The organism is Pseudotamlana agarivorans, assembly GCF_018860245.1.
GTDB classification, from domain to species: domain Bacteria; phylum Bacteroidota; class Bacteroidia; order Flavobacteriales; family Flavobacteriaceae; genus Pseudotamlana; species Pseudotamlana agarivorans_A.
Map to the genome: position 1 here is coordinate 1 of NZ_JAHKPD010000014.1, position 22544 is coordinate 22544.

General features: G+C 32.8%; 19 protein-coding genes, 1 other RNA gene and 1 pseudogene. 11 read left to right on the top strand and 10 right to left on the bottom strand.

Annotated elements, in window-relative coordinates; translation table 11 throughout:
- On the bottom strand, positions 1–2497 hold a 2497-nt coding region (locus KO493_RS09995), incomplete at its 3' end, for a hypothetical protein (protein ID WP_216067822.1).
- 530 nt (positions 2498–3027) lie between these two features.
- On the opposite strand from KO493_RS09995, the gene KO493_RS10000 reads away from it, so the two are divergent.
- The 4 genes from KO493_RS10000 (at position 3028) to KO493_RS10015 (ending at position 7462) form a co-directional block, all read left to right on the top strand.
- Positions 3028–3513: a SixA phosphatase family protein gene (locus KO493_RS10000; protein ID WP_216067823.1), complete on the top strand. Its 486-nt coding sequence runs from the start codon at positions 3028–3030 to the stop codon at positions 3511–3513.
- 139 nt (positions 3514–3652) lie between these two features.
- Positions 3653–5719 (top strand): polyphosphate kinase 1, encoded by a 2067-nt coding sequence (ppk1, locus tag KO493_RS10005; RefSeq protein WP_216067824.1) that lies wholly within the window; start codon positions 3653–3655, stop codon positions 5717–5719.
- A 2-nt stretch (positions 5720–5721) separates the two neighbouring features.
- Positions 5722–6627, top strand: a complete 906-nt coding sequence (locus KO493_RS10010; RefSeq protein ID WP_216067825.1) for a Ppx/GppA phosphatase family protein — start codon at positions 5722–5724, stop codon at positions 6625–6627.
- A 241-nt stretch (positions 6628–6868) separates the two neighbouring features.
- Positions 6869–7462, top strand: a complete 594-nt coding sequence (locus KO493_RS10015) for a porin family protein (RefSeq protein ID WP_252723210.1) — start codon at positions 6869–6871, stop codon at positions 7460–7462.
- Here the strand turns inward: KO493_RS10015 and KO493_RS10020 are convergent.
- Positions 7459–8040, bottom strand: a complete 582-nt coding sequence (locus tag KO493_RS10020; protein ID WP_216067826.1) for a tRNA-(ms[2]io[6]A)-hydroxylase — start codon at positions 8038–8040, stop codon at positions 7459–7461. The two genes, KO493_RS10015 and KO493_RS10020, sit on opposite strands and share 4 nt — an antisense overlap.
- Before the next feature lie 31 nt (positions 8041–8071).
- A pseudogene (dnaX, locus tag KO493_RS10025) lies at positions 8072–9788 on the bottom strand (DNA polymerase III subunit gamma/tau).
- A gap of 364 nt (positions 9789–10152) precedes the next feature.
- Here dnaX and rnpB point away from each other — a divergent pair.
- Positions 10153–10505: RNase P RNA component class A (gene rnpB, locus KO493_RS10030), an RNA gene on the top strand.
- Between the two features lie 248 nt (positions 10506–10753).
- Here the strand turns inward: rnpB and KO493_RS10035 are convergent.
- The 3 genes from KO493_RS10035 to KO493_RS10045 are packed head-to-tail and all read right to left on the bottom strand — an operon-like array spanning position 10754 to position 12841.
- Positions 10754–11299, bottom strand: coding sequence for an RsmD family RNA methyltransferase (locus tag KO493_RS10035; protein WP_216067827.1), 546 nt, complete (start codon positions 11297–11299; stop codon positions 10754–10756).
- A complete protein-coding gene (locus tag KO493_RS10040) occupies positions 11299–12120 on the bottom strand; it encodes a DUF3822 family protein (RefSeq protein WP_216067828.1) in 822 nt (273 codons plus the stop codon). The genes KO493_RS10035 and KO493_RS10040 overlap by 1 nt, the downstream gene beginning before the upstream one ends.
- Entirely contained in the window at positions 12104–12841 is a 738-nt protein-coding gene (locus KO493_RS10045) for a hypothetical protein (protein ID WP_216067829.1), read from the bottom strand. The genes KO493_RS10040 and KO493_RS10045 overlap by 17 nt, the downstream gene beginning before the upstream one ends.
- Before the next feature lie 129 nt (positions 12842–12970).
- Between KO493_RS10045 and KO493_RS10050 the strand changes: the two genes are divergently transcribed.
- From KO493_RS10050 to KO493_RS10075, 6 genes are all read left to right on the top strand, one after another.
- Entirely contained in the window at positions 12971–14395 is a 1425-nt protein-coding gene (locus KO493_RS10050) for an ATP-dependent DNA helicase (protein WP_216067830.1), read from the top strand.
- A gap of 79 nt (positions 14396–14474) precedes the next feature.
- Positions 14475–15185, top strand: a complete 711-nt coding sequence (gene kdsB, locus KO493_RS10055) for a 3-deoxy-manno-octulosonate cytidylyltransferase (RefSeq protein ID WP_216067831.1) — start codon at positions 14475–14477, stop codon at positions 15183–15185.
- On the top strand, positions 15179–15880 hold the full coding sequence (locus KO493_RS10060; RefSeq protein WP_216067832.1) for an HAD family hydrolase: 702 nt from the start codon (positions 15179–15181) through the stop codon (positions 15878–15880). Before kdsB ends, KO493_RS10060 begins: the two co-directional genes overlap by 7 nt.
- Positions 15881–16009: 129 nt before the next feature.
- Positions 16010–17098 carry an iron-containing alcohol dehydrogenase family protein gene (locus tag KO493_RS10065; protein ID WP_216067833.1) on the top strand — a complete coding sequence of 363 codons (1089 nt, stop codon included), beginning with the start codon at positions 16010–16012 and terminating at the stop codon, positions 17096–17098.
- Between the two features lie 4 nt (positions 17099–17102).
- Positions 17103–17651, top strand: a complete 549-nt coding sequence (locus tag KO493_RS10070; protein ID WP_216067834.1) for a 1-acyl-sn-glycerol-3-phosphate acyltransferase — start codon at positions 17103–17105, stop codon at positions 17649–17651.
- A gap of 280 nt (positions 17652–17931) precedes the next feature.
- Positions 17932–18663: an NYN domain-containing protein gene (locus KO493_RS10075; protein WP_216067835.1), complete on the top strand. Its 732-nt coding sequence runs from the start codon at positions 17932–17934 to the stop codon at positions 18661–18663.
- Between the two features lie 85 nt (positions 18664–18748).
- Here the strand turns inward: KO493_RS10075 and KO493_RS10080 are convergent, their stop codons facing one another.
- From KO493_RS10080 to KO493_RS10095, 4 genes are all read right to left on the bottom strand, one after another.
- Positions 18749–19735 carry a Gfo/Idh/MocA family protein gene (locus KO493_RS10080; protein WP_216067836.1) on the bottom strand — a complete coding sequence of 329 codons (987 nt, stop codon included), beginning with the start codon at positions 19733–19735 and terminating at the stop codon, positions 18749–18751.
- A 791-nt stretch (positions 19736–20526) separates the two neighbouring features.
- Complete coding sequence (locus KO493_RS10085) at positions 20527–21237, bottom strand: YebC/PmpR family DNA-binding transcriptional regulator (RefSeq protein ID WP_216067837.1); 711 nt, start codon at positions 21235–21237, stop codon at positions 20527–20529.
- A gap of 107 nt (positions 21238–21344) precedes the next feature.
- The gene (locus KO493_RS10090; protein WP_216067838.1) at positions 21345–21638 is read right to left on the bottom strand and encodes a 4a-hydroxytetrahydrobiopterin dehydratase; all 294 of its coding nucleotides are present in this window, start codon (positions 21636–21638) and stop codon (positions 21345–21347) included.
- A 55-nt stretch (positions 21639–21693) separates the two neighbouring features.
- Positions 21694–22527: a sugar nucleotide-binding protein gene (locus KO493_RS10095; RefSeq protein WP_216067839.1), complete on the bottom strand. Its 834-nt coding sequence runs from the start codon at positions 22525–22527 to the stop codon at positions 21694–21696.
- Positions 22528–22544: the final 17 nt, after the last annotated feature.

Below are 22544 nucleotides of genomic sequence, written 5' to 3' on the forward strand. Positions count from 1 at the left end.
AAGTAGCTGTAACCGTTCCACAGTTATCTGTATATGCTGCTTCAATAGCTAAGATATCTGATACCGTTGTCACTATAGCGTCAATATCGGCTTCAATTGGACAAGCATCAATATTTGTAGTTCCACTAGGAGCAATTCCTGTTGCTGCTTGTTGATCGCTACCCGTATGTGTTATTGTGATATCAAAATCGTTAGCAGAACAACCATCCGAAACAGAATAAGTACGCTCTAAACTCCAAGCACATTGATCGCCTGAAAGTGTTTGACTTACAAAAGATGCAGTTACAATTCCACAGTTATCTGTATATGCTGCTTCAATAGCAGTGATATCTGATGCGGTTGTCACTATAGCGTCAATATCAACCTCAATCGGACAAGCATCAATATTTGTAGTTCCACTAGGAGCAATTCCTGTTGCTGCTTGTTGATCGCTACCCGTATGTGTTATTGTGATATCAAAATCGTTAGCCATGCAACCATCTGAAACCGTATAAGTACGCTCCAAACTCCAAGCACAATGATCACCTGATAGTGTTTGACTTAAAAAAGATGCAGTTACAATTCCACAATTATCACTATATGCTGCTTCAATAGCCGTGATATCTGATGCAGTTGTTACTATAGCGTCAATATCAACCTCAATTGGACAAGCATCAATATTGGTAGTTCCACTAGGAGCAATTCCTGTTGCAGCTTGTTGATCACTACCTGAATGTGTTATTGTGATATCAAAATCGTTGGAAGCAATACCATCTGAAACAGTATAAGTACGTTCCAAACTCCAAGCACATTGGTCACCTGTAAGTGTTTGATCTACAAAAGAAGCTGTAACCGTTCCACAATTATCTGTATATGCCGCTTCAATAGCTGTGATATCTGATACCGTTGTTACTATAGCGTCAATATCGACTTCAACCGGACAAGCATTAATATTGGTAGTGCCGTTAGGAGTCGTTCCAGTGGGAGACACCGAATCTGAAGCGGTGTTTATAGTGAAACTTTTATCTGTACTACAACCTTTATCATCCGTTACTGTGACGGTGTAGTTTCCTGCTTCTAAACTTGTCAAGTCTTTAGTGGTTGCTGTGAAAGAGTTCGGGCCAGTCCAACTATATGTGTAATTAGGAAGTCCTCCTGTAACAGTTAAATCTATTTTTCCTGAAGGTGTCGGGCTACAGGCATCTTCTGAGGAGCTTCCGTTAACTTTTAAATCAAACAGATCTAAAGTTGCTGTAGATGTTCCTAAGTCACAATTAGTGAAGGTGCTTCGAACGTTGATGGTATAATTTCCTTCTGGTAATTTATCAAAAGTAGTTGTTGTTTGATAAGTTGTACCTCCATCGATGGAATATTCAAATTCGTCCGGATCTGTTCCAATCGGACTTGTAATTTCAACAGTAAATTCATTAGCTGTGTTACAGGTAATATCATAAGTCGGAGCAGGAGGTCGCGCAACATAACTTAACTTTACAGAACCATACTCCACTACATGTTCATTAGGATCAACTAATTGCAGTTTGTATTGAAATTCCACGTCACCCATAAAATTAGTACTAGGTGGTGTGTAAGTGTATGTTCCGTCTGTGTTTAAAACTAAATTCCCAGTAATTGGTCCAGATTCTAAAGTGTATTTAGTTTTAGCAGGGGCGTTATTAAGAACAGTTAAGTCTCCATTATAAGTATTACCTAAACACTCTATAAGTTGTTGGTCGACGGCATATTTTTGAAGTAGTAAAAATTTACCATCACCATGATCACTTGTAGATCCACGAAATTGAATTTTTGTAATATTCGCCCCTAAAGGAACAATATCACTTAAGTAAAATAATGCGATACCAATCGTACCGTTATTATCATTTACTCTATCAGATAACCAATAATCTGAATTTGTACTAGGATCTGGTGCAGTCCCCCCTTGTGGTCCAGTAATAGCCGTGTTATTTGCATTTATAAAAGTTTGTCCTAGTAATTCCTCTGGACCACCACCTGCGGGTGTTCCATAAATCGCTATATGAAAGCAGTTGTTTGCATTACGTTCTGTAACAAGTAATACACCGTCCTCATTGGCAGGAATCGCAGGGTCATAAAAAATAGTTTGTACTTGTGGCGGTGCATCAAAACCATAACCAATAGGTGGTGCGTCTCCAACTTCAACAATTAACGAAAAATCATTACATATGTTTTCACCATTATGATTGGATGTAAAATAATGGTTTAAATTATGATCTCTAAAAGCAAGTAGAGCATTAGAGTCCCATGTAGAACTCGCGCTCGTTGATTCGATTACATTGTCATCTTTATAAATTTTATTATAAGAATCACCCTCAAAACCAAGTCTAGATAATTCATAACTGGTTGGAACTACAAAAGTATTATATTCCGTCCCGTCTATAGTGATATAATCTAATATTGCAGAATCTTCAGGGTTTGGTTGAGAACTCATCCAAGTAAAAGTGGCTCCTGTCTTAATTGAATTGGCATTTGATTGACCAAACATTAAGCTAGGTAACATTGAAAAAAGCAATATAGATAATGCTTTTTTTATTTTGACTACCGAAATACAATTGTAATTATTTCTCATATTGCATTAATAAAGTGGTTATATATAGTTGTATGGTTCGTTTTAAAGGCCTGTTTCTATTTTTGAAGTGATAGATAGAAGCAATTAAAATGAATTCGTGTTATTATTTTAGAGTTGAAAAAAGAGGGAAGACAAACTATAGCGCGATAGTTTAACAATATTTTGGTTCGGTTTGGGTACATAAGATTGCATTTTGTAGGTGTAACAAATGAAGCTATATGAATAATGAAGTTCAAAAAAAAATGTTAAATCACTTAAATATTCGTTTAAGAGTTTATTAAAAGTTGTTAAACGGAAATATTAGTAATTTGTCGCCGAGAGTTTATTTAGATAAAAAATTCTCTTGTTTAAGTGTGTTTTGTTGTTCTTTTGTGAGTATTTACAGATAAATGATGTAAAATTGTTAAACAATTAAGCGTTACAAAACGTGTGAATTCTAATGTATTATGAAAAATATAATCTTAATAAGACATGCAAAATCCTCCTGGGAATTTGATGTTATCGATCATGAGCGTCCACTGAACAATCGTGGTGTTGCTGATGCTAATTTAGTCTCTAAACAGCTTCATAAAGACGGTGTAAGCATTGATCAATTAGTTTCTAGTGATGCTATACGTGCCAAGGACACCGCTGGTATATTTATATCCAATTTAAAAATTGATAATAACATAGTAAGTTACCACTATGATTTATATGATTTTGCAGGTTATAATCTTATAGAGTTTATAAAATCTTGTAGTGATGCTATTCACAATTTGATGATTTTTGGACATAACCATGCTATCACAGATTTTGTAAATACATACGGTAATCGATCAATTGATAATGTGCCAACTTCAGGATTAGTTAAAATACAATTTGATGTTTTACACTGGAATGAAATAGAACAAGGTGAAACTGTTAAAACATTATTTCCACGTGATTTAAAGTAAATACTACATTAGTATAATAAAGTTCTAATCTTAAATTATCATTAATTCTCGTCTATTTTTACCAATTACCAAGTGGTATTGTTAACAATATTACATCAAAATACGATATATTTGTTTTGGATAAATAAAACCTTGCTGAATGACAAAAACAGAAGCCTCTGTAAATAATAGTTACATTAATAGAGAAATAAGTTGGTTACAATTTAACGCTAGAGTACTACAAGAAGCTGAAGATGAATCGGTTCCTTTAATCGAAAGGTTGCGTTTTTTAGGAATTTTTTCTAATAATTTGGATGAATTCTTTAAAGTACGTTATGCAACAGTTAAACGTATTGTTGAGGCAGGTAAAGGTGCTAAAAATGAACTTGGAGGTATTAGAGCAAAGGAGTTGCTTGAAATTATCACACAAATTGTAATTAGTCAGCAAAGTGAAAGTCTAGATATTTTACATGAAATTGGCAATAAGCTAAGAGAAGAAAACATCTACCTTATTAATGAAACTCAAATTGATGACTCCCAGCATGAGTTTATTAAAGAATATTTTCTAAAACAGGTAAGCCCAGCCCTTGTAACTATCATTCTTAACGATGAAGTTGTACTTCCTAACTTAAAAGATAGTGGTGCGTATTTAGCTGTTAGAATGTTAATGCCAGGAGATAAAAAGCAATTTGCTTTAATCGAAATACCGAAGTCGGTTAATCGATTTGTTGTGTTACCAAAACAAGATGATAAATTTTTTATTATTGCCGTAGATGATTTATTACGTCATTGTTTAAGTGATATCTTTAATATTTTCGACTATAAAAGCATTTCTGCGCATATGATAAAAATCACTCGCGATGGTGAGTTAGATTTTGAAAGTGATTTAAGTAAAAGTTTTATTGATAAATTATCCGATAGTGTTAAACATCGAGAAGTAGGTGAGCCCGTTAGATTTGTTTACGATAAAACCATTCATAAAGATACCTTACAATTCTTAATGTCGAAAATGGGCATTGATGCTACCGATAGTATCATTCCTGGAGGACGTTATCACAACAGAAGAGATTATATGGGATTCCCAAGCTTAGGAAGAACAGATCTTTTGTATGATAAAATTGAAGCGCTTCCTATTAAGGGATTGAGTTTACAAAGCAGTATTTTTAAAGCAATAGTGAAGAAGGATTATTTGTTACACGCTCCTTATCAAACATTTTCTTATGTTGTAAAATTTTTAAGGGAAGCCGCTTTAGATCCTAAAGTTAAAACTATTAAAATTACGATTTATCGTTTAGCCGAAATATCTCATATCGCAAGTTCCTTAATAAATGCGGCTATAAATGGAAAAACAGTTACTGTTTCAATAGAACTTCGTGCTCGATTTGATGAGCAAGCCAATATTAATTATGCTAAACAAATGGAGGAAGTTGGTGTTAACCTCATATTTGGCGTAGCTGGACTGAAGGTACACAGTAAAATGTGTGTTATTGAGCGTGAAGAAGGCAAGAAAATACGCCGTTATGGCTTTGTAAGTACCGGTAATTTTAATGAATCTACCGCTAAAATTTATACGGATTACACGCTTTTTACTGCTAATCAAAAGATTTTAAAAGATGTTGATAAAATTTTCAGCTTCTTTAAAACGAATTATCGAATTAATAAATACAAACACCTCATTGTTTCACCTCATTATACGAAAAGAGAAGTTTTCAAACTTATTGATCACGAAATTGAGAGTGTACGTCAGGGGAAAGAAGGGCTTATTAGATTAAAAATGAATAGTATTTCTAGTTATAATATGGTTGATAAACTTTATGAGGCTAGTCGTGCAGGTGTTAAAATTCAGATGATTGTTAGAGGTTTATGTTGTTTAATTCCTGGGGTTCCTGGAATGAGTGAGAATATTGAAGTTATAAGTGTTGTTGATAAATTTTTAGAACATTCTAGGGTATATATCTTCGGCAATGAAGGTAAGCCTAAAGTATATATCTCTTCTGCCGATTGGATGACAAGAAATATTGAAAATAGAGTTGAGGTTAGTTGCCCAATCTATGATGACGATATCAAACAAGAAATTATTGAAACCTTTAATATTTGCTGGAATGATAACGTGAAGGCCAGAATATTAAACGATTCGCAAGAAAATGAATACCGCGTAAATAATGAAGAGAGACTTCGCTCTCAGTATGCACTTTACGATTATTATCTAAAAAAATTAGAAAATTAAATATGCTTTCCTTAAAAAAATATGCTGCCATAGATATTGGATCAAATGCAGTGCGTCTCCTTATTTCTAATATAATTGAACAAAAAGGGCGTCCTGTACAATTTAAGAAAAACTCTTTAGTTCGAGTTCCAATTCGTTTAGGTGCAGATGTTTTTGTAAAAGGAAAAATTTCTAAGGAAAACACACAACGTATTCTAGATACGATGCTTGCTTTTAAACTGCTTATGAAATCTCATAAAGTAGTGAAATATAAGGCTTGTGCGACATCTGCTATGCGTGAATCAACAAATGGTAAACAAATTGTTGATTTGGTTTTAGACCATGCTGGAATTAGTATAGATGTTATCGAAGGTGAAGAAGAAGCGGCTATAATAGCAGCAACCGATTTAAATAAATACATCGACCCTAATAAAACTTATTTGTATGTTGATGTTGGTGGTGGTAGTACCGAATTTACAGTAATAGATCATGGTAAGTCTATTGTTTCTAAATCTTTTAAAATAGGAACGGTTAGACTTCTAAATGATATGGTTAAGAATGAAGCTTGGCAAGAACTTCGCGAATGGATCGCCACCCATGCTTTAGGTTATGATAAACTTTCAGTTATTGGGTCTGGAGGAAATATTAATAAAATATTTAAAATTTCAGGAAAATCGATGGGAAAACCACTTTCATATTTCTATATGAGTTCCTATTATAACACCCTTCAAAGTTACTCTTACGACGAACGCATCACAGAGTTAGATCTTAACCAAGATCGTGCAGATGTGATTATTCCAGCAATGCGTATATATTTATCTGCCATGAAGTGGAGCGGTGCTAAAAACATTTATGTTCCGAAAATTGGACTAGCAGATGGGGTGATAAAAAGTATTTACTACGATACCGTTTCAAGCAATACACAGTAAAATTCTGCACTTCACCTTTTATTGTTGTAGGTGTTTACAATTATAATATATATTCGTCTTTAATAATATTATTCGATAATGCAACTATCGCTTAAACACTATTAAAACATGAAGTTTTTGCCTATATCCGCGGTTAAGAATCAACCAAATATATAATTGTATAGATGTTTTTGAGAAATGACTAATTGCCGAAATCGCGTGAAATTCTATTGAGATTAATGTAGCAATTCATATTTCCAAAATGAATAAAATATTTGATAGCTACATCAATCGAAAATTTTTAAACAACCCAAATAGCCTATTTATTATGAAATATATCTACCTATTAACTACTATAGTAATGTGCTCCTGGACTGGACAGTCTCAAAATGTAAAATATGGGGTACGTGGAGGAATGAACACTTCCAGTTTAGATTTTTACAGTGAAATTCCGGTTGAAAATAAACACAGAAACAGTGTGTATTTTGGCGTTTTAGCTGATATAGGATTAACTAAAGGCATATCACTTATTCCTGAGCTTCAATTTTCATATGAAGGCTCAAAAACTGATGAATTACAATTTAATTATATACAAATGCCAGTTTTAATTAGCATTAAATTATTTAAAAAAATACATGTTAATTTCGGTCCGCAAGTTGGTTTAAAAATACATGAAGTTGATGATAGGGCAGCCGATTTCGGTTTCTCGTCAATTTTAGGTTTAGAATATAGAATTAATTATGCTTTATATGTAGATGTACGTCACTCAAACGGACTTAGAAATGTATTTGATGACGACTCCGGTCTTGGTGCAAAAAACAAGAATTTTCAAATAGGGGTTGGTTATAAATTTTAACCGTGAATAGATTCAGAAGTTCCCAGATTACTCATAATTTCAGCTTCATAATCAAGAAGTTCTTGCCATTTGACATCAACTTCTTTTTTATCACCATATTTTCTTGCAAAGCCTAAAAACATCGTGTAATGGTTGGCTTCACTCACCATTAAATTCCTATAAAATGTAGCCAATTCTTGGTCTTCCAATTCCTCAGACAATAATCTAAAGCGTTCACAACTTCTAGCTTCAATTAATGCGGCATACAACAATCTGTGTGTTAATTGGGTGGTTCTACTTCCTCCTTTAGGGAAAAATTTCAACAATTGTATAACATAATCATCACGTCGATCACGACCTAAAACCCAACCACGTTCAATAATTTTATCGTGAACCATTTTAAAATGACTTATTTCTTCCTTTACCAAGGCAGTCATTTCTTGAACTAGCTCTGTATATTCTGGAAAACTTACAATTAAAGAAATAGCTGTGCTGGTTGCTTTTTGCTCACAAAACGCATGATCGGTTAAAATCTCTTTAATGTTTTTTTCTACAATATTAACCCATCGAGGGTCTGTTGGTAATTTTAATCCGAGCATAATTTTATGTTTTAACAATTAAATGAAAAAGTTAAAGTCCTAAATCGAAAGTTTTTCGCAAAAGATCGATACTTGGATTTTTCTCTTTCAATTTTTCAAATTTCTCCTCTGTAGTATATGCATATTGCTTTTCCATAACTTCATTAATCGTAATTTCTAAAGAGATATCATAATTACTTAGGGATTGCCTAATATGTAGGAGGAGCTCGTACGACTGGCGTTCAACTTCTATTTTATTAGTAGCATTAGGAAATACTAAATGTGCTGTGGTACCTTTTAGTTTTGGTGTGTCAATGGCTAAAATAGAGGCCAAGTTATGTTTACCTTCTTTACGCAATATACCAATAAACTCATGCCATACTTTTAAAAACTCCTCCTCAGTAAATGCTTCTGTTGGTAAATTTTCTTCATCAACAACCACCTCCATTTGTTTGATTTGATGTGCTTTCTTAGCTCTAATACTACTAAGTGAAAGTCCGGAAGTACGCTTTGTTTCTTGCTTTAAAACAACTTTAGGTGGCTCTTTTACTTGAAATGAAGCCGTTGGGTTTTTAGCGCTATCCGCTGCAGGAGCTGCTGTTGTGACAGGTTTTGGCGTTTCTATTTCCTTTTTAACAGGAATAGGCGTAATGCCTTTCTTCTTAAAATAAGAAGCTGGTATTATGTAATGTTTACCATTTTTTTTTTTCTCCATCGAAAGTGATAGAGGCAAGCTGCATAAGGCATAGTTCGACGAGAAGTCGCTGATTTTTACTGGTTTTGTATTTGAGGTCGCAATCATTTGCTAGGTTAATACCCTGCATTAAAAACTCCTGAGAAGCCTTTTTAGATTGTTCTAAATACTTTGTTTTGGTTTGATCTCCAACTTCCAGTAATTCTATAGTTTCTTGATTTTTGCTAACTAAAAGATCTCTAAAGTGTGATGCTAAACCAGCAATGTAGTGATGCCCATCAAAACCTTTAGAAAGGGTATTATTAAATTGTATTAGTAATTCTGGAATCTTATTTTCTAAAATTAAATCGGTACTTGTAAAATACGTTTCGTAATCAAGCACGTTTAAATTTTCGGTAACTGCTTGTCGAGTTAGGTTTTTTCCAGAGAAACTTACCACTCTATCAAAAATAGAAAGGGCGTCACGCATCGCACCGTCAGCCTTCTGTGCGATAATATGCAAGGCATCGTCTTCGGCAGTAATACCTTGTTCTTCAGCAATGTATTTCAAATAATCCTTAGCATCTTTAACAGTAATACGCTTGAAATCAAATATTTGACATCGAGATAAAATGGTTGGAATTATTTTATGCTTTTCGGTAGTTGCTAAAATAAAAATACAATGCTTAGGTGGTTCTTCTAATGTTTTAAGAAACGCATTAAAAGCTGCTTGCGAGAGCATGTGCACCTCATCAATGATATACACTTTGTATTTACCTACCTGTGGCGGAATACGAACTTGATCTGTTAAACTTCTAATATCATCAACCGAATTGTTTGAAGCGGCATCGAGTTCAAAAATATTAAAAGCAAAATCTTCTTCATTGGTTTCTTTTCCGTCACTATTAATCATTTTAGCTAAAATACGGGCGCAAGTTGTTTTACCTACACCACGAGGACCTGTAAACAATAAGGCTTGTGCTAAATGATTATTTTCAATGGCATTGAGTAAAGTATTTGTAATAGCTTGCTGACCAACAACGTCTTTAAACGTTTGTGGTCTGTATTTTCTAGCCGATACAACAAAATGTTCCATTGAAAAATCTTAGATAGACAAAGTTAAAAATTCAATTTAGAATTTAGAATTTTGAACCTATAATTTAAGAGGAGTTATTAACAAAAAGAAACGGAGTAGCGTGATGTGTGTTTTCTTGATTTAGCAGATCAAAGCACAAATTATAGCTTTGCTTGAAAGGGATGGAACCATGTAGATTTAAGTTATATAAGTAGGTATATAATGGTCTTGGCAGACACCTGCGCTAGGGATTGTAGTGGTATCCTTTTTTTGTTGCCGCCTATGGCAAAAAAAGATATAACGGAAAGCCCGGCCTTTTTTGGAGCGCCCAAAATTTAATCATTTCAATTAGGAAATTGGATATAGAGAGTTGTACTTTTGCTCCCAAGTAAATCGCCTTATCGCTGTTCATGTAAATGAATAGAGGAAAGTCCGAACACCATAGTGCAACATAGTGGTTAATGGCCACCAGTCGTGAGATTAGGAAAAGTGCAACAGAAAGGATGTACAGGTAATGCTGTAGTGAAACCAGGTAAACTCTATGTGGTGCAATGTCATGTATACTAGCGCGCCGATAGTTATCGGGAGAAGGCAGCACGTTTGATGCTAGAGGGTAGACAGCTTAAGTGTATGGGTAATCATACATTCAGATAAATGATAAGGGTGTTTAGTTTTTATTAGAGAACTCTAATCGAAATACTAAACATACAGGATTCGGCTTATAGATTTACTTACTCATAAATAAACCCTTCTTTGATTTAAAGAAGGGTTTATCATTTAAAAACTAGTGACTAACTAATAATTATAATCTTTAAAAAGTCACATTAATATGCTTAATGATTTTTAAGTTTTGTTTCTATCACCTTAAGACAAATACCTATCATAGCACTTGAAAATAATAAGTATTTATTGTATTGTTTAGGTGTGCTTATTCGTTTTTTCTGGATTAGTTCTAAAGTACTGAAAAAAAAGCGAATTATAATAATTTATTGTGCAGTAATTTCAAAAAAACTAAACATATTTCCACCATAACTTTTAGAATAGGAGAAATGCTTTACATTTGATAGGTCTGTATGTTTAGAATGCTCTACAATGAGCACACCATCCTCAAGTAGTAAATTGTTTCCAAAAACTAAATCGGGGATTCTAGAAAATTGTTCTTCTGAAAAATTATAAGGTGGATCTGCGAAAATGACATCTGCTTGGATTTTAGTTTTTTCAAGAAATTTAAAAACATCACTTTTAATCGTTTGAAGAGGCATATCAAAAGCTTCGGCGGTTTGGTTTATAAACTTTATACAACCAAAGTCTTGATCTACACAGGTAATGTTTTCGGTGCCTCTTGAAGCAAATTCATAGCTAATATTACCAGTACCTGCAAATAAATCTAATACAGTTATAGCATCAAAATAATACAAGTTATTTATGATATTGAATAAAGATTCCTTAGCCATATCCGTTGTTGGGCGCACAGGTAAGTTTTTTGGAGCAATAATCTTTCTACTTTTATATAATCCTGATATAATTCGCATTAAAAATTGTTTATTAAAGTGAAGTTTGAGTAGCTTGTTTGAGGTTGTTTTTCAAATTTAAAAGTGTCATTTCTATTTCCAAAACTAATGTTTCGAATGTATTTATAGGCTATTTCATAAAGTTTATCACCTTTTTCTATTTGACCTAAGAAAACCAATTTAAGCGTTTCTGGGTTAAGATTTAATTGTTCGGCAGTAAATAAAATGTAATAAATGAAATCTTCATAAGAACCATATGTAAAAGTATTACAGAGTTTTAATTTGGAATGTTCAATGATTACGATTTCGAAATGATCGAAACTTACGTTAATATATACTCGCGTATTTAATTTGTTTTTTTCAACTTGAAGCAGGTTTTCAACTAAAACTGTGGAAATATGCTTGAAGGTAAACGCTCCAAATTTGTCGTAGATAAAGTTATTTATATTTATGTATGGCACATAAACATTCACACTATCATTTTCCTTTATGGTATCGTAAGTTATATAATCCGATTTAAGGATTTTTGAGTTGAATTTTAAATAATGGGCTAAACAATCTTCATTGAATAAGGGTTGTGGAACTATTGCGAATAAGTCATTCTCATGTATAACCGAAACTTTAGAAAAGTTATAAGATAAGGTTTCTTGATTATGAAATAACTCTTTAAGTCGATCTAATAGCTCTAAAGGGTTCAGTTTTTTTTCGAACTGAATTTCCCTCAAATTTATAACCGTATTTAAATTACGATTCAGTATACAAAAAGAAAGTCCACTCAAACTTAGTTGAATGGACAATTCTATATTTGTTAGCTCGTTAGAACTCTTATTCGTTATCGCCATATGTTTTAGGCCAGTTTCCAGTAGTTTTAACCTCGTCCATAGATCCTACTTTTAAAGCATCACCATTAACACCATCAACAGAAACCACTTGATTCTCTTGAATTATAAGGTCATTGTTTTGATCATATAAAAGAACACGTTTTTTTACTCCTGCTTCAAATACTGGGATATTAATTTTGTTTTGCTCGATAAATCCAGATTTCATTTCAAATTTAGCACCTTCTTTTCCAACAGGAACATTCATCATTGTTTTGTATCTGTTAGAAGCTTTAAATAAAGAATCTTTTACAGGAACAAAACCAAGCGTATCAATCACTACAATCTCTTTGTAAGAATCAACACCATATAACTTCGTTTTTTCTTCATCAATAATAGTAGAGTCTCTACGTTGTGTAATTGTATACTCTGCAGTGTCAATAAATTTTATTAAATGATCAAAATCTTTTGCGAATTTACCAGTAACTTGTCTATGCGCAAGTTGAGAATCTCTAATATCCTTTAAACTTTCAATAACTTGAACGTAACGTTTGTTTTTTACTTTGTTAAACTTAATTGGCTCATAGACAGACATGTATGTTAAATAACCTAAGTAACCAATTAAAACCCAAAGGGCAATAGTTAAGACAGGTTTAAGTTTTTGAGGTATCACTTTGTCAATCAACTTAACCAAGCCAATTGTAACTAGTATTACAGCAACTGCAATAAGAATAAATGTTAACATAGTATGTTCTTTAATTAAAAATTATTTTTAAGGTATTTAGCAAATCTACAATTTTTTTTTAACCGTAAAAACAAAGAGAGTAAAAATCATTTCTATCTTTGAATAAAAAATTCCCCCAGATTCCTTAAGATGAATGCTTCTCAATTTTATCTGCTTATAAAACAGCAGTTTCCGTTTAATCCCACGATAAAACAAAATATTGTTCTTCAACAATTATCTGAATTTATTTTTAATAATTCTCCAAATGCACTTTATTTATTAAAAGGATATGCTGGAACTGGAAAAACAACTATAGTTGGTGCCATTGTTTCCAATTTATGGAAGGCAAAAAAGAGTGCTGTACTACTAGCACCAACTGGTAGAGCCGCTAAGGTAATAGCTAATTACTCAGGTAAAGAAGCCTTTACAATTCACAAAAAAATCTATTTCCCAAAGAAAGATAAAGGAGGTGGTGTAAAATTCGTTTTACAACCAAACAAACATAAAAACACCATTTTTATCGTAGATGAAGCTTCTATGATTCCAGATACCCCTGGTGAATCTAAATTTGTGGAAAATGGATCTCTATTAGATGATTTGATGCAATATGTTTACTCTGGACACCATTGTAAACTTTTATTAATAGGAGATACCGCACAATTACCCCCTGTGAAATTAGACTTAAGTCCTGCTCTTGACGAAAATACGTTGAGTTTAAATTACGATAAGGAAGTCACAAGAATGGAATTGGATGAAGTGGTGAGGCAAGAACAGGACTCAGGGATTTTGATGAATGCTACGGCTCTAAGAGAAACCTTGGCGAGTTCCTTTTTTGATGCTTTTAAGTTTGATATTACACCATTTAAAGATATTGTTAGACTTGTAGATGGGTATGAGATCATGGATGCCATAAATGATTCATATAGTGAATTAGGTAACGAGGAAACGGCTATTATAGTAAGGAGCAATAAACGAGCCAATTTATACAATCAGCAAATTAGAAGTCGTATTCTTTTTAATGAAAATGAATTATCTGCAGGTGATTACTTAATGGTAGTTAAAAATAATTATTTTTGGATAAAACCAACAACAGAGGCTGGTTTTATAGCGAATGGTGATATTATTGAAGTTTTAGAAATCTTTAGTATTCAAGCGCTTTATGGATTTCGTTTTGCAGAAGTTAAAGTTAGAATGGTAGATTACCCAAATATGAATCCTATTGAAACTGTTCTACTTTTGGATACCATAGAAGGTGAGAGCCCGTCATTAACTTACGAAGATTCTAACCGACTATATCAAGAGGTTTTAAAAGATTTTGAAAACGAAGGTAGTAACTATAAAAAGTTTCTAAAAGTTAAAGCGAGTAAACATTTTAACGCTTTACAGGTAAAATTCTCCTATGCCATTACATGCCATAAATCACAAGGAGGGCAGTGGGATACCGTTTTTGTAGAACAGCCTTATTTACCAAATGGTATTGATAAAGATTATTTACGTTGGCTTTATACCGCAGTTACCCGAGCCAAAGAAAAATTATACTTAATTGGTTTTAAAGATGATTTTTTTGAAGAATAGTTTTTAAATTAAGTACTTTTGAACTGAAATTGAATGATCTTAAATCCATATAAAATTTAAACTTGTGAAAATAATTTCAATGATTCCGGCAAGATATGCGGCTTCACGCTTTCCTGGAAAACTCATGCAAGACCTTGGTGGTAAAACAGTTATTTTAAGAACTTATGAAGCTACTGTAGCGACACAACTGTTTGACGACGTTTTTGTTGTTACAGATAGTGATATTATATATCAAGAAATTATTAGTCATGGTGGTAAGGCCATGATGAGTAAAAAGGAGCATGATTGTGGAAGTGATAGAATTGCTGAAGCTGTGGAATTCTTGGATGTTGATATCGTTATTAATGTTCAGGGAGATGAGCCTTTTACAGATAAAGAATCGCTTCGTAAACTTATTGAAGTGTTTAAAGAAGATCAAGATAAAAGTATAGATTTGGCTTCTTTAATGGTGCATATCACCAATGAAGACGAAATAAAAAACCCAAACACTGTTAAGGTTATAGTCGATAAATTCAACTTTGCATTATACTTTTCGCGAAGTCCAATACCTTACTTAAGAGATAAAGATTCTGGAGCCAAATACTTCAAACACAAGGGGGTTTATGCCTTTAGGAAAGAAGCCGTATTAGATTTCTATAAATTACCTATGTTGCCTTTAGAAGCTTCAGAAAAAATAGAATGTATTCGATATTTAGAGTATGGCAAACGTATAAAAATGGTAGAAACTGATGTGGAGGGTGTTGAAATTGATACACCAGAAGATCTAGAACGTGCCAAAAAAATATGGTAGACTATAAAAACATCAAAGTTATTGGTTTTGATGCTGATGATACGTTATGGGTGAATGAAACGTATTTTAGAAATGCTGAAGCAGAATTCGGAAAGCTTTTATCAAAATTTGAAACGCCAAATAAAATTGACCAAGAGCTTTTTAAAATGGAAATTGGAAACCTGCCATTATATGGTTATGGTGTGAAAGCTTTTACATTATCTATGGTAGAATGTGCCTTAGAACTTTCCAACAAAACTGTTTCACCTAAAACTATTGAAGCTATTCTTAATATCGGAAAGACTATGTTGAATATGCCAGTTGAAGTACTTGATGGCGTTGAGGAAGTTTTAGAAGTTTTATCAAAAAAATACAGATTAATACTTGCAACAAAAGGTGATTTACTTGATCAAGAGCAGAAATTAAAGAAATCAGGACTAACAAAATATTTTCATCACATAGAAGTCTTAAGTGATAAAAAAGAAATCAATTACTCTAAGCTATTAAAACATCTGAATATTGACCCGAAAGAATTTTTAATGGTTGGAAACTCTTTGAAATCAGACGTTTTGCCTCTGGTTAATATCAATGCCCATGCTGTGCATGTGCCATTTCATACCACATGGGCGCATGAAGAAGTTAAAGAAGAAGAAACAAACGGTAAAACATATAAAACTATAGATTCTATAAGTGAAATTCTTAATTTTCTAAAATAAAACGAGTCAAAAGTGATGTGTTTAAAACGATGATTTTAGATATAAACTGCGGTAAAATTTAGGTAAGAATTGCACTTATAAAAGTTAAATTAATAGTATTTTTGAAAATTCTAAAAGCAAACGTGTTAAATGAGTTATAAGAACTTTCCAATGGTACCAAGAGTTATTTTTGGTAGAGGTAGTTTTAATCAGTTAAATGAGATTTTAGCGCCTAAGCGCCTGAGTATTAGCGCACCTTTTATATATCTGATTGATGATGTTTTTAAAAATAATACAGAATTAACATCTAGAATATCGCTTTATTATGATGATGAAATTGTTTTTATTTCTACAAATGAGGAACCTAAAACAACACAGGTTGATGAACTTGTTGAAAAAATTATTTTAAACACGAAAGCGCGTCCTTCAGGGATTATTGGAATTGGTGGTGGTTCTATTTTAGACTTAGCAAAAGCTGTTTCTATTATGCTTACCAATGAAGGTGAAGCTAAGGATTATCAAGGTTGGGATTTAGTAAAAAACCCTGCTATTTATCATGTTGGCATCCCTACGATATCTGGTACAGGAGCAGAAGTGTCTAGAACGACAGTTTTAACAGGACCAGAAAAAAAATTGGGTATCAATTCAGATTTTACACCTTTTGATCAAGTTATACTAGATTCAGAATTAACAAAGGATGTTCCTAAAGACCAATGGTTTTATACAGGAATGGATTGTTATATTCACTGTATAGAATCATTAAATGGCTCATATTTGAATTCATTTAGCCAAAGTTACGGCGAAAAGTCTTTAGAGCTTTGTAAAGAAATTTTCTTAGATAATTCTGCTAACATATCAGATGTAGAAGCCCAGGAAAAATTAATGATGGCCTCTTGGCATGGCGGAATGAGTATCGCTTACTCACAGGTGGGTGTAGCACATGCAATGAGCTATGGTTTATCATATTTATTAGGAACAAAACACGGTATTGGAAATTGTATTGTTTTTGACCATTTAGAGGAATTTTATCCAGAAGGTGTCGCTTTATTCAAAGAAATGAAAATGAAGCATAACATTATCTTACCTCAAAATGTTTGTGCTCAATTGAGTAATGAAGAATTCGATATTATGATTGATGTTGCCTTAAGTCTTGAACCACTATGGGAAAATGCCATTGGTAAAAATTGGAAAAAAACCATTACAAGAGAAAAATTAAAAGCACTTTATCAAAAAATGTAATACCATGCAGAAACTGGCTAAGTTAATTTATTTTAAATGGTTAGGTTGGCGTATTATTGGTAATACAAACTTTTCAAAAGACACCGTAAAAAAAGCCATTCTTATTGCTGCTCCGCATACCAGTTGGCACGATTTCTATATTGGCGTGTTAATGCGCGCTGTTGTTCAGCTTAAAAGTAATTTTATTGCTAAAAAAGAACTATTTGTATTTCCTTTAGGTTGGTTTTTAAAAGCAGTTGGTGGTAGCCCAATAAATCGACAAGAAAACGAAAATAAAGTTGATGCCATTGCGAAATTATTTAATGAAAATGAAGAGTTTAGAATCGCACTAGCTCCTGAAGGAACACGTCAAAAAGTTGAAAAATTTAGAACGGGTTTTTACTACATTGCGAAAAAGGCGCAGGTACCTATTATTATGTTTACACTTGATTATAAAAACAAACAAAACCTCGTGTCAGAACCTTTCTATCCAACAGATGATATAGAAGAAGACTTCAAATATATCTACAGTTTTTTCGAGAATGTTAAAGGTAAAATTTCAGAAAACTCTTAATTAATAAGTTTAATAAAGTATAGTTAATAGAGTTGTTTTTTAGTTAGTTAACTGGAAAAATAATAAATCGTAAACTTGTATTATTTAGAAAGCGGTAAATATAGTCGTACTATTAGAGTTAAACTTATTTTTTGACTGAACATTAAACTAGAAGTTACCATTGATATAGCAATTTATTCGAACTTAATCTAAGATACCTAATTATAAATTTAATTTTATAAGTTGAAATTATAACACATAAAGAGTAGTAAGGTTTCAAATTAACCTATATTTAAAGCTTATGATAAAAGATACAAAAATTGCAGTTTTAATTGATGGTGATAATATTCCAGCAAAGTACATTTCTGAAATGATGGAAGAAATCACTAAATACGGCACACCAACAATAAAAAGAATTTATGGCGATTGGACCAAGCCATATTTAGCCAAATGGAAAACCATTCTACTGGAAAATGCTATTACTCCCATTCAACAATATGGCTATACAACCGGTAAAAATGCTACAGATTCGGCAATGATAATTGACGCTATGGATATTTTGTATTCAGAAAAAGTCAACGGTTTTTGCTTGGTATCCTCAGATAGTGACTTTACTAAATTAGCCACCCGATTGCGTGAAGCTGGTTTAGTGGTTTACGGGATGGGTGAGAAGAAAACCCCTAATCCATTCATTGTGGCTTGTGATAAGTTTATTTATTTAGAAATTTTAAAGAAAGATTCTGAAAAACCATCAGATGGCGCTCCAAAAACAAAGGAAAACCTTTATAATATCACTCCAAAAGTTATTCAGTTCTTAAAACATACTGTTGAAGATACCGCAGACGATGATGGTTGGGCGTTTTTAGGAGATGTAGGGTCATTAATCATAAAAAAACAACCCAATTTTGATTCACGTAATTTTGGTTTTGAAAAATTGACGCCCTTATTTAAGTCCTTAGACCAATTTGACTTAGAGCAACGTGATCAAACGAATGGTCGCTTCAAATTGATTTATGTAAAGAATAAAAAGTAAATCTTAATAGCCTAAAATTGATAAAAAGTTTCATACTTCTTAGCATCATTGTTTTAAGAAGTATGAAACTTAATTGTTTTAATACCTATATCTTATTTAAAATTTTATCCATCACCCAACTGGTATGAAGTGCCGTTTCCCCAGTTGACGGATGTACTTTAGTAGGGTCTTCAAAACAATACATCATGTTTTCTACATGAGGAAACTGAATGTGTTTTGGATTTTCAATGAAGACTTCCTTTTTTATTGATTCACATTTTAAGGTAATTGGGTTTTCATGAAACACAGAAAATTTAATTGTGCCTTTAGACCCATATATAATGACTTTATCAATATGCTCATTACAACCAAAATTCCAAGTTCCAGATCCCGTAACTCCAGATTCATGTAGCCAATTTGCAGACACAGCATCTTTAGCAGAATACAATGCTTGTTGATTAACACTAATGCCATGAGCATCCCTAATATTTCCAAAATAAAAGGTAAACAAATCCAATTCATGACTTGCTAAATCATCAAAATACCCAGCAGGAGCAATTTCAGCATCCGTACGCCAGTTATAAGATTTAGATAAATCGGTTTCACTTGGTGGTTTGCTTAAATGTGTCGAAATATGTCTTACATCTCCTATATAACCAGCGTCAATATAGGATTTAATTTTAAGAAACCTAGGAAGCGATCGTCTATAATAAGCAACAAACATCGGGATGTCTTTAGATTTAAAAGCATTATAAATTTCTAAACTATCAGCATAACTAGGCGCCAAAGGTTTCTCTACACAACATGGTTTACCAGCCGCTGCAACTTTTAATGCGTAATATTTATGAGTATCTGGAGGTGTTGCAATATAAACAGCATCAACATTACTATCATTTATTAGTTGATCTGCATCTGTATAGTAAGTTTTTATATTATGACGTTTAGCATAATCTTTTACTTTCTCAGCATCTCGTCGCATTACGGCAGCAATGGAAAAACCATTAGTAATCTTGTAGGCTGGACCGCTTTTAACTTCTGTAACATTACCGCACCCGATAATGCCCCATTTTACGTTTTTGGATAATCCTTTCATGGTAGCTTTTGTTGTTCATTTAAATAGTGGTAGTACGCTCTTGTCATTAAATATTTTACAAATTAATGAATTGGTATTGGCGTACTGTAGTTTAGTTGTTGTCTGAACTAAAATACTAATAAAAAAGCATTACTGAAATAAATAATCAAATCATTTAAGATGTTTTATCCTACAAAACACATCCGATGTATTTTTATATTTATTTTACGAGGAAACTGTGAAAATCTTAAATGTTTATTTTTTTGAAATTGGACAGTATTACCTGAGCCAAATTCATAGAAAGAAAAAAAAGAACATAAAAAAATTATTCAGCCAGCTTAAAAACAAGTGATTTCACACAGGTAGCCGCCCTAAATCCTTTCGCTTTTAATATTGAAGCATTTGCATCAATACATAAGACGTCATATTTAGAGCTATTCAAGCTTTAGTCATAAAGATTGAATTCCATTTTGTTTTTTTTACGAGCCTAAATAAAACTTGAAATTCATCTGTTCGTTATTTGTTCGGAATGGTAATTAAAATAAATATATAGGACGGTAGATAAATACTATAATTTAAACTCAAGATAAATTTGAAAATAAGAATGTTGCATGTTTTACTATTGTCCGTTCTAGCGAAGTCGATAACTTTTTGGTGTTAAACATCGGATCTCGACTGCGCTCCTGATTTTTGGTTAAAGCTTATCTTAAAAGTATGTGACTCGCTACTTACCTACAAATAAATAATTACAAAAAATAAAACCCCGCCAACAATGGCGGGGTTTCTATTGAATACCTTGTGTTTAAATGCGTTTACTCTTCCATGGTATGGTATACGTTTTGAACATCATCATCTTCTTCAAGTTTTTCAAGCAGCTTATCTACATCGGCCACTTGTTCTGGGGTTAAAGGCTTAGTGACCTGTGGGATACGTTCAAAACCAGAAGATAGTATTTCTATTTCTCGACTTTCTAATTCCGCTTGAATGGCTCCAAAACTTTCAAAAGGTGCATAAATTAAAATGCCATCATCATCGGCAAAAACTTCTTCAGCACCAAAATCGATAAATTCTAATTCTAATTCTTCAGGATCTAAACCTTCAGCATTAATTCTAAAATTACAAGTGTGGTCGAACATAAATACTACAGATCCAGAAGTCCCTAAACTCCCGTCACATTTGTTAAAATAACTTCTAACGTTAGCTACGGTACGTGTATTATTATCGGTTGCTGTTTCAACTAAAACAGCAACTCCATGCGGTGCATAGCCTTCAAAAATAACTTCTTTGTAATCACCCTGACTTTTATCACTGGCTTTTTTAATAGCGCGTTCAACATTGTCTTTAGGCATATTTACAGCCTTTGCATTTTGTATAACAGCACGCAAACGTGAATTACTAGCGGGGTCTGGACCGCCTTCTTTTACGGCCATTACAATGTCTTTTCCAATACGTGTAAAAGCCTTACTCATTGCAGACCAACGTTTCATCTTTCTTGCTTTTCGAAATTCAAAAGCTCTTCCCATAATAATATATTGTTACCCTACCGAGATAGGAATTATGTTAAATTAAACTGATTGTGTATTATTTTGACAAATTTAAAAACCTTCAAATCAAAAACAAATAATTAACCTTATTCTTCTTCAGGTTCTACTATGTGTTCAATGGCATTAGCTAAATCAAAATCTTTAGCGGTAACTCCGTTTTCACTATGAGTAGATAATGAAATGGTAAGGACATTATATACGTTTGTCCAATTAGGATGGTGGTTTAATGCTTCGCATTCGAAAGCAATTCTACTCATGGCACTAAAGCAATCTTTGAAATTTTCGAATTCGAACTCCCCATGAATAGCATCATCATAATATTCCCAATCTGGTAATCGAAGTAATCTTTTTTCAATGTCTTGTTCTGAAAGTTTGCTCATAATTTGTCTGTATTTTAGTGTTTTACAATTTACGTAATTGCAGGTTTCTAATCAACTATAATTTCAATTCAGTCAAAATATCGTCGCTTTTAAGTCGAAGATGTTTAGGTAGTTTATTGAATTTTGGTAGGACTGCCAAATAACGCTCGTCGTTAGTCGTATAAACTTGTTTAAAAATGGCTTGATGTTGTAAATTGAAAGATGTTATAATCTCTTTTACAAAATCATCGTGATGTACCAAGTCTTCACTTCCTAAATGAAAAATTCCCGATTTATTCCGATTAATGATATAATGAATTTGTTGCGTCACTTTAGAATCATTCGTAACATTCATAACTAGGTTCGGAAACACTTCAATGGGTTCTTTTGCTTTAAAAAAATGCAGCATTTCTTGAATTCTTGGTGCTTGCGTACCAAAAACCATGGGAAGCCTAATTATTGCAACCTTTTCTTTTGGTAGGCGCAACAACATGTTTTCAATTTTTATTTTGAAATGGCCAAATATGCTATTGCTATAGGTTTTATCTAACTCATAACTAGGGAATTTACTATAAGCATCAAATACGTTTGCTGATGATAAAAAGAGTAATTTCACGCTATTATGCAACACATATTCAGCAAGATGCTGATGGAGCAAAACTTGTTTTGAAAAATCGCCACGAAGTGCAGAAACAATTACAGTAGGCTTAACAATATCCAAGATTTCGTAAATATCATCTTCTTCAAAATTAAACTGAAAAAAGTGCTTGTTCTTTTCAAGAGTGCGATTACTTACATTGTAAGTGCCAAAAGTTCTAAAATAGGGGCAGAGTTCTTTATAAATAGCACCACCAAGAAAACCACTCCCGCCTAAAATTAAAATTCTATGTTTATTTTCGCGCTTTAACATAAATAAGCCTTCATTAC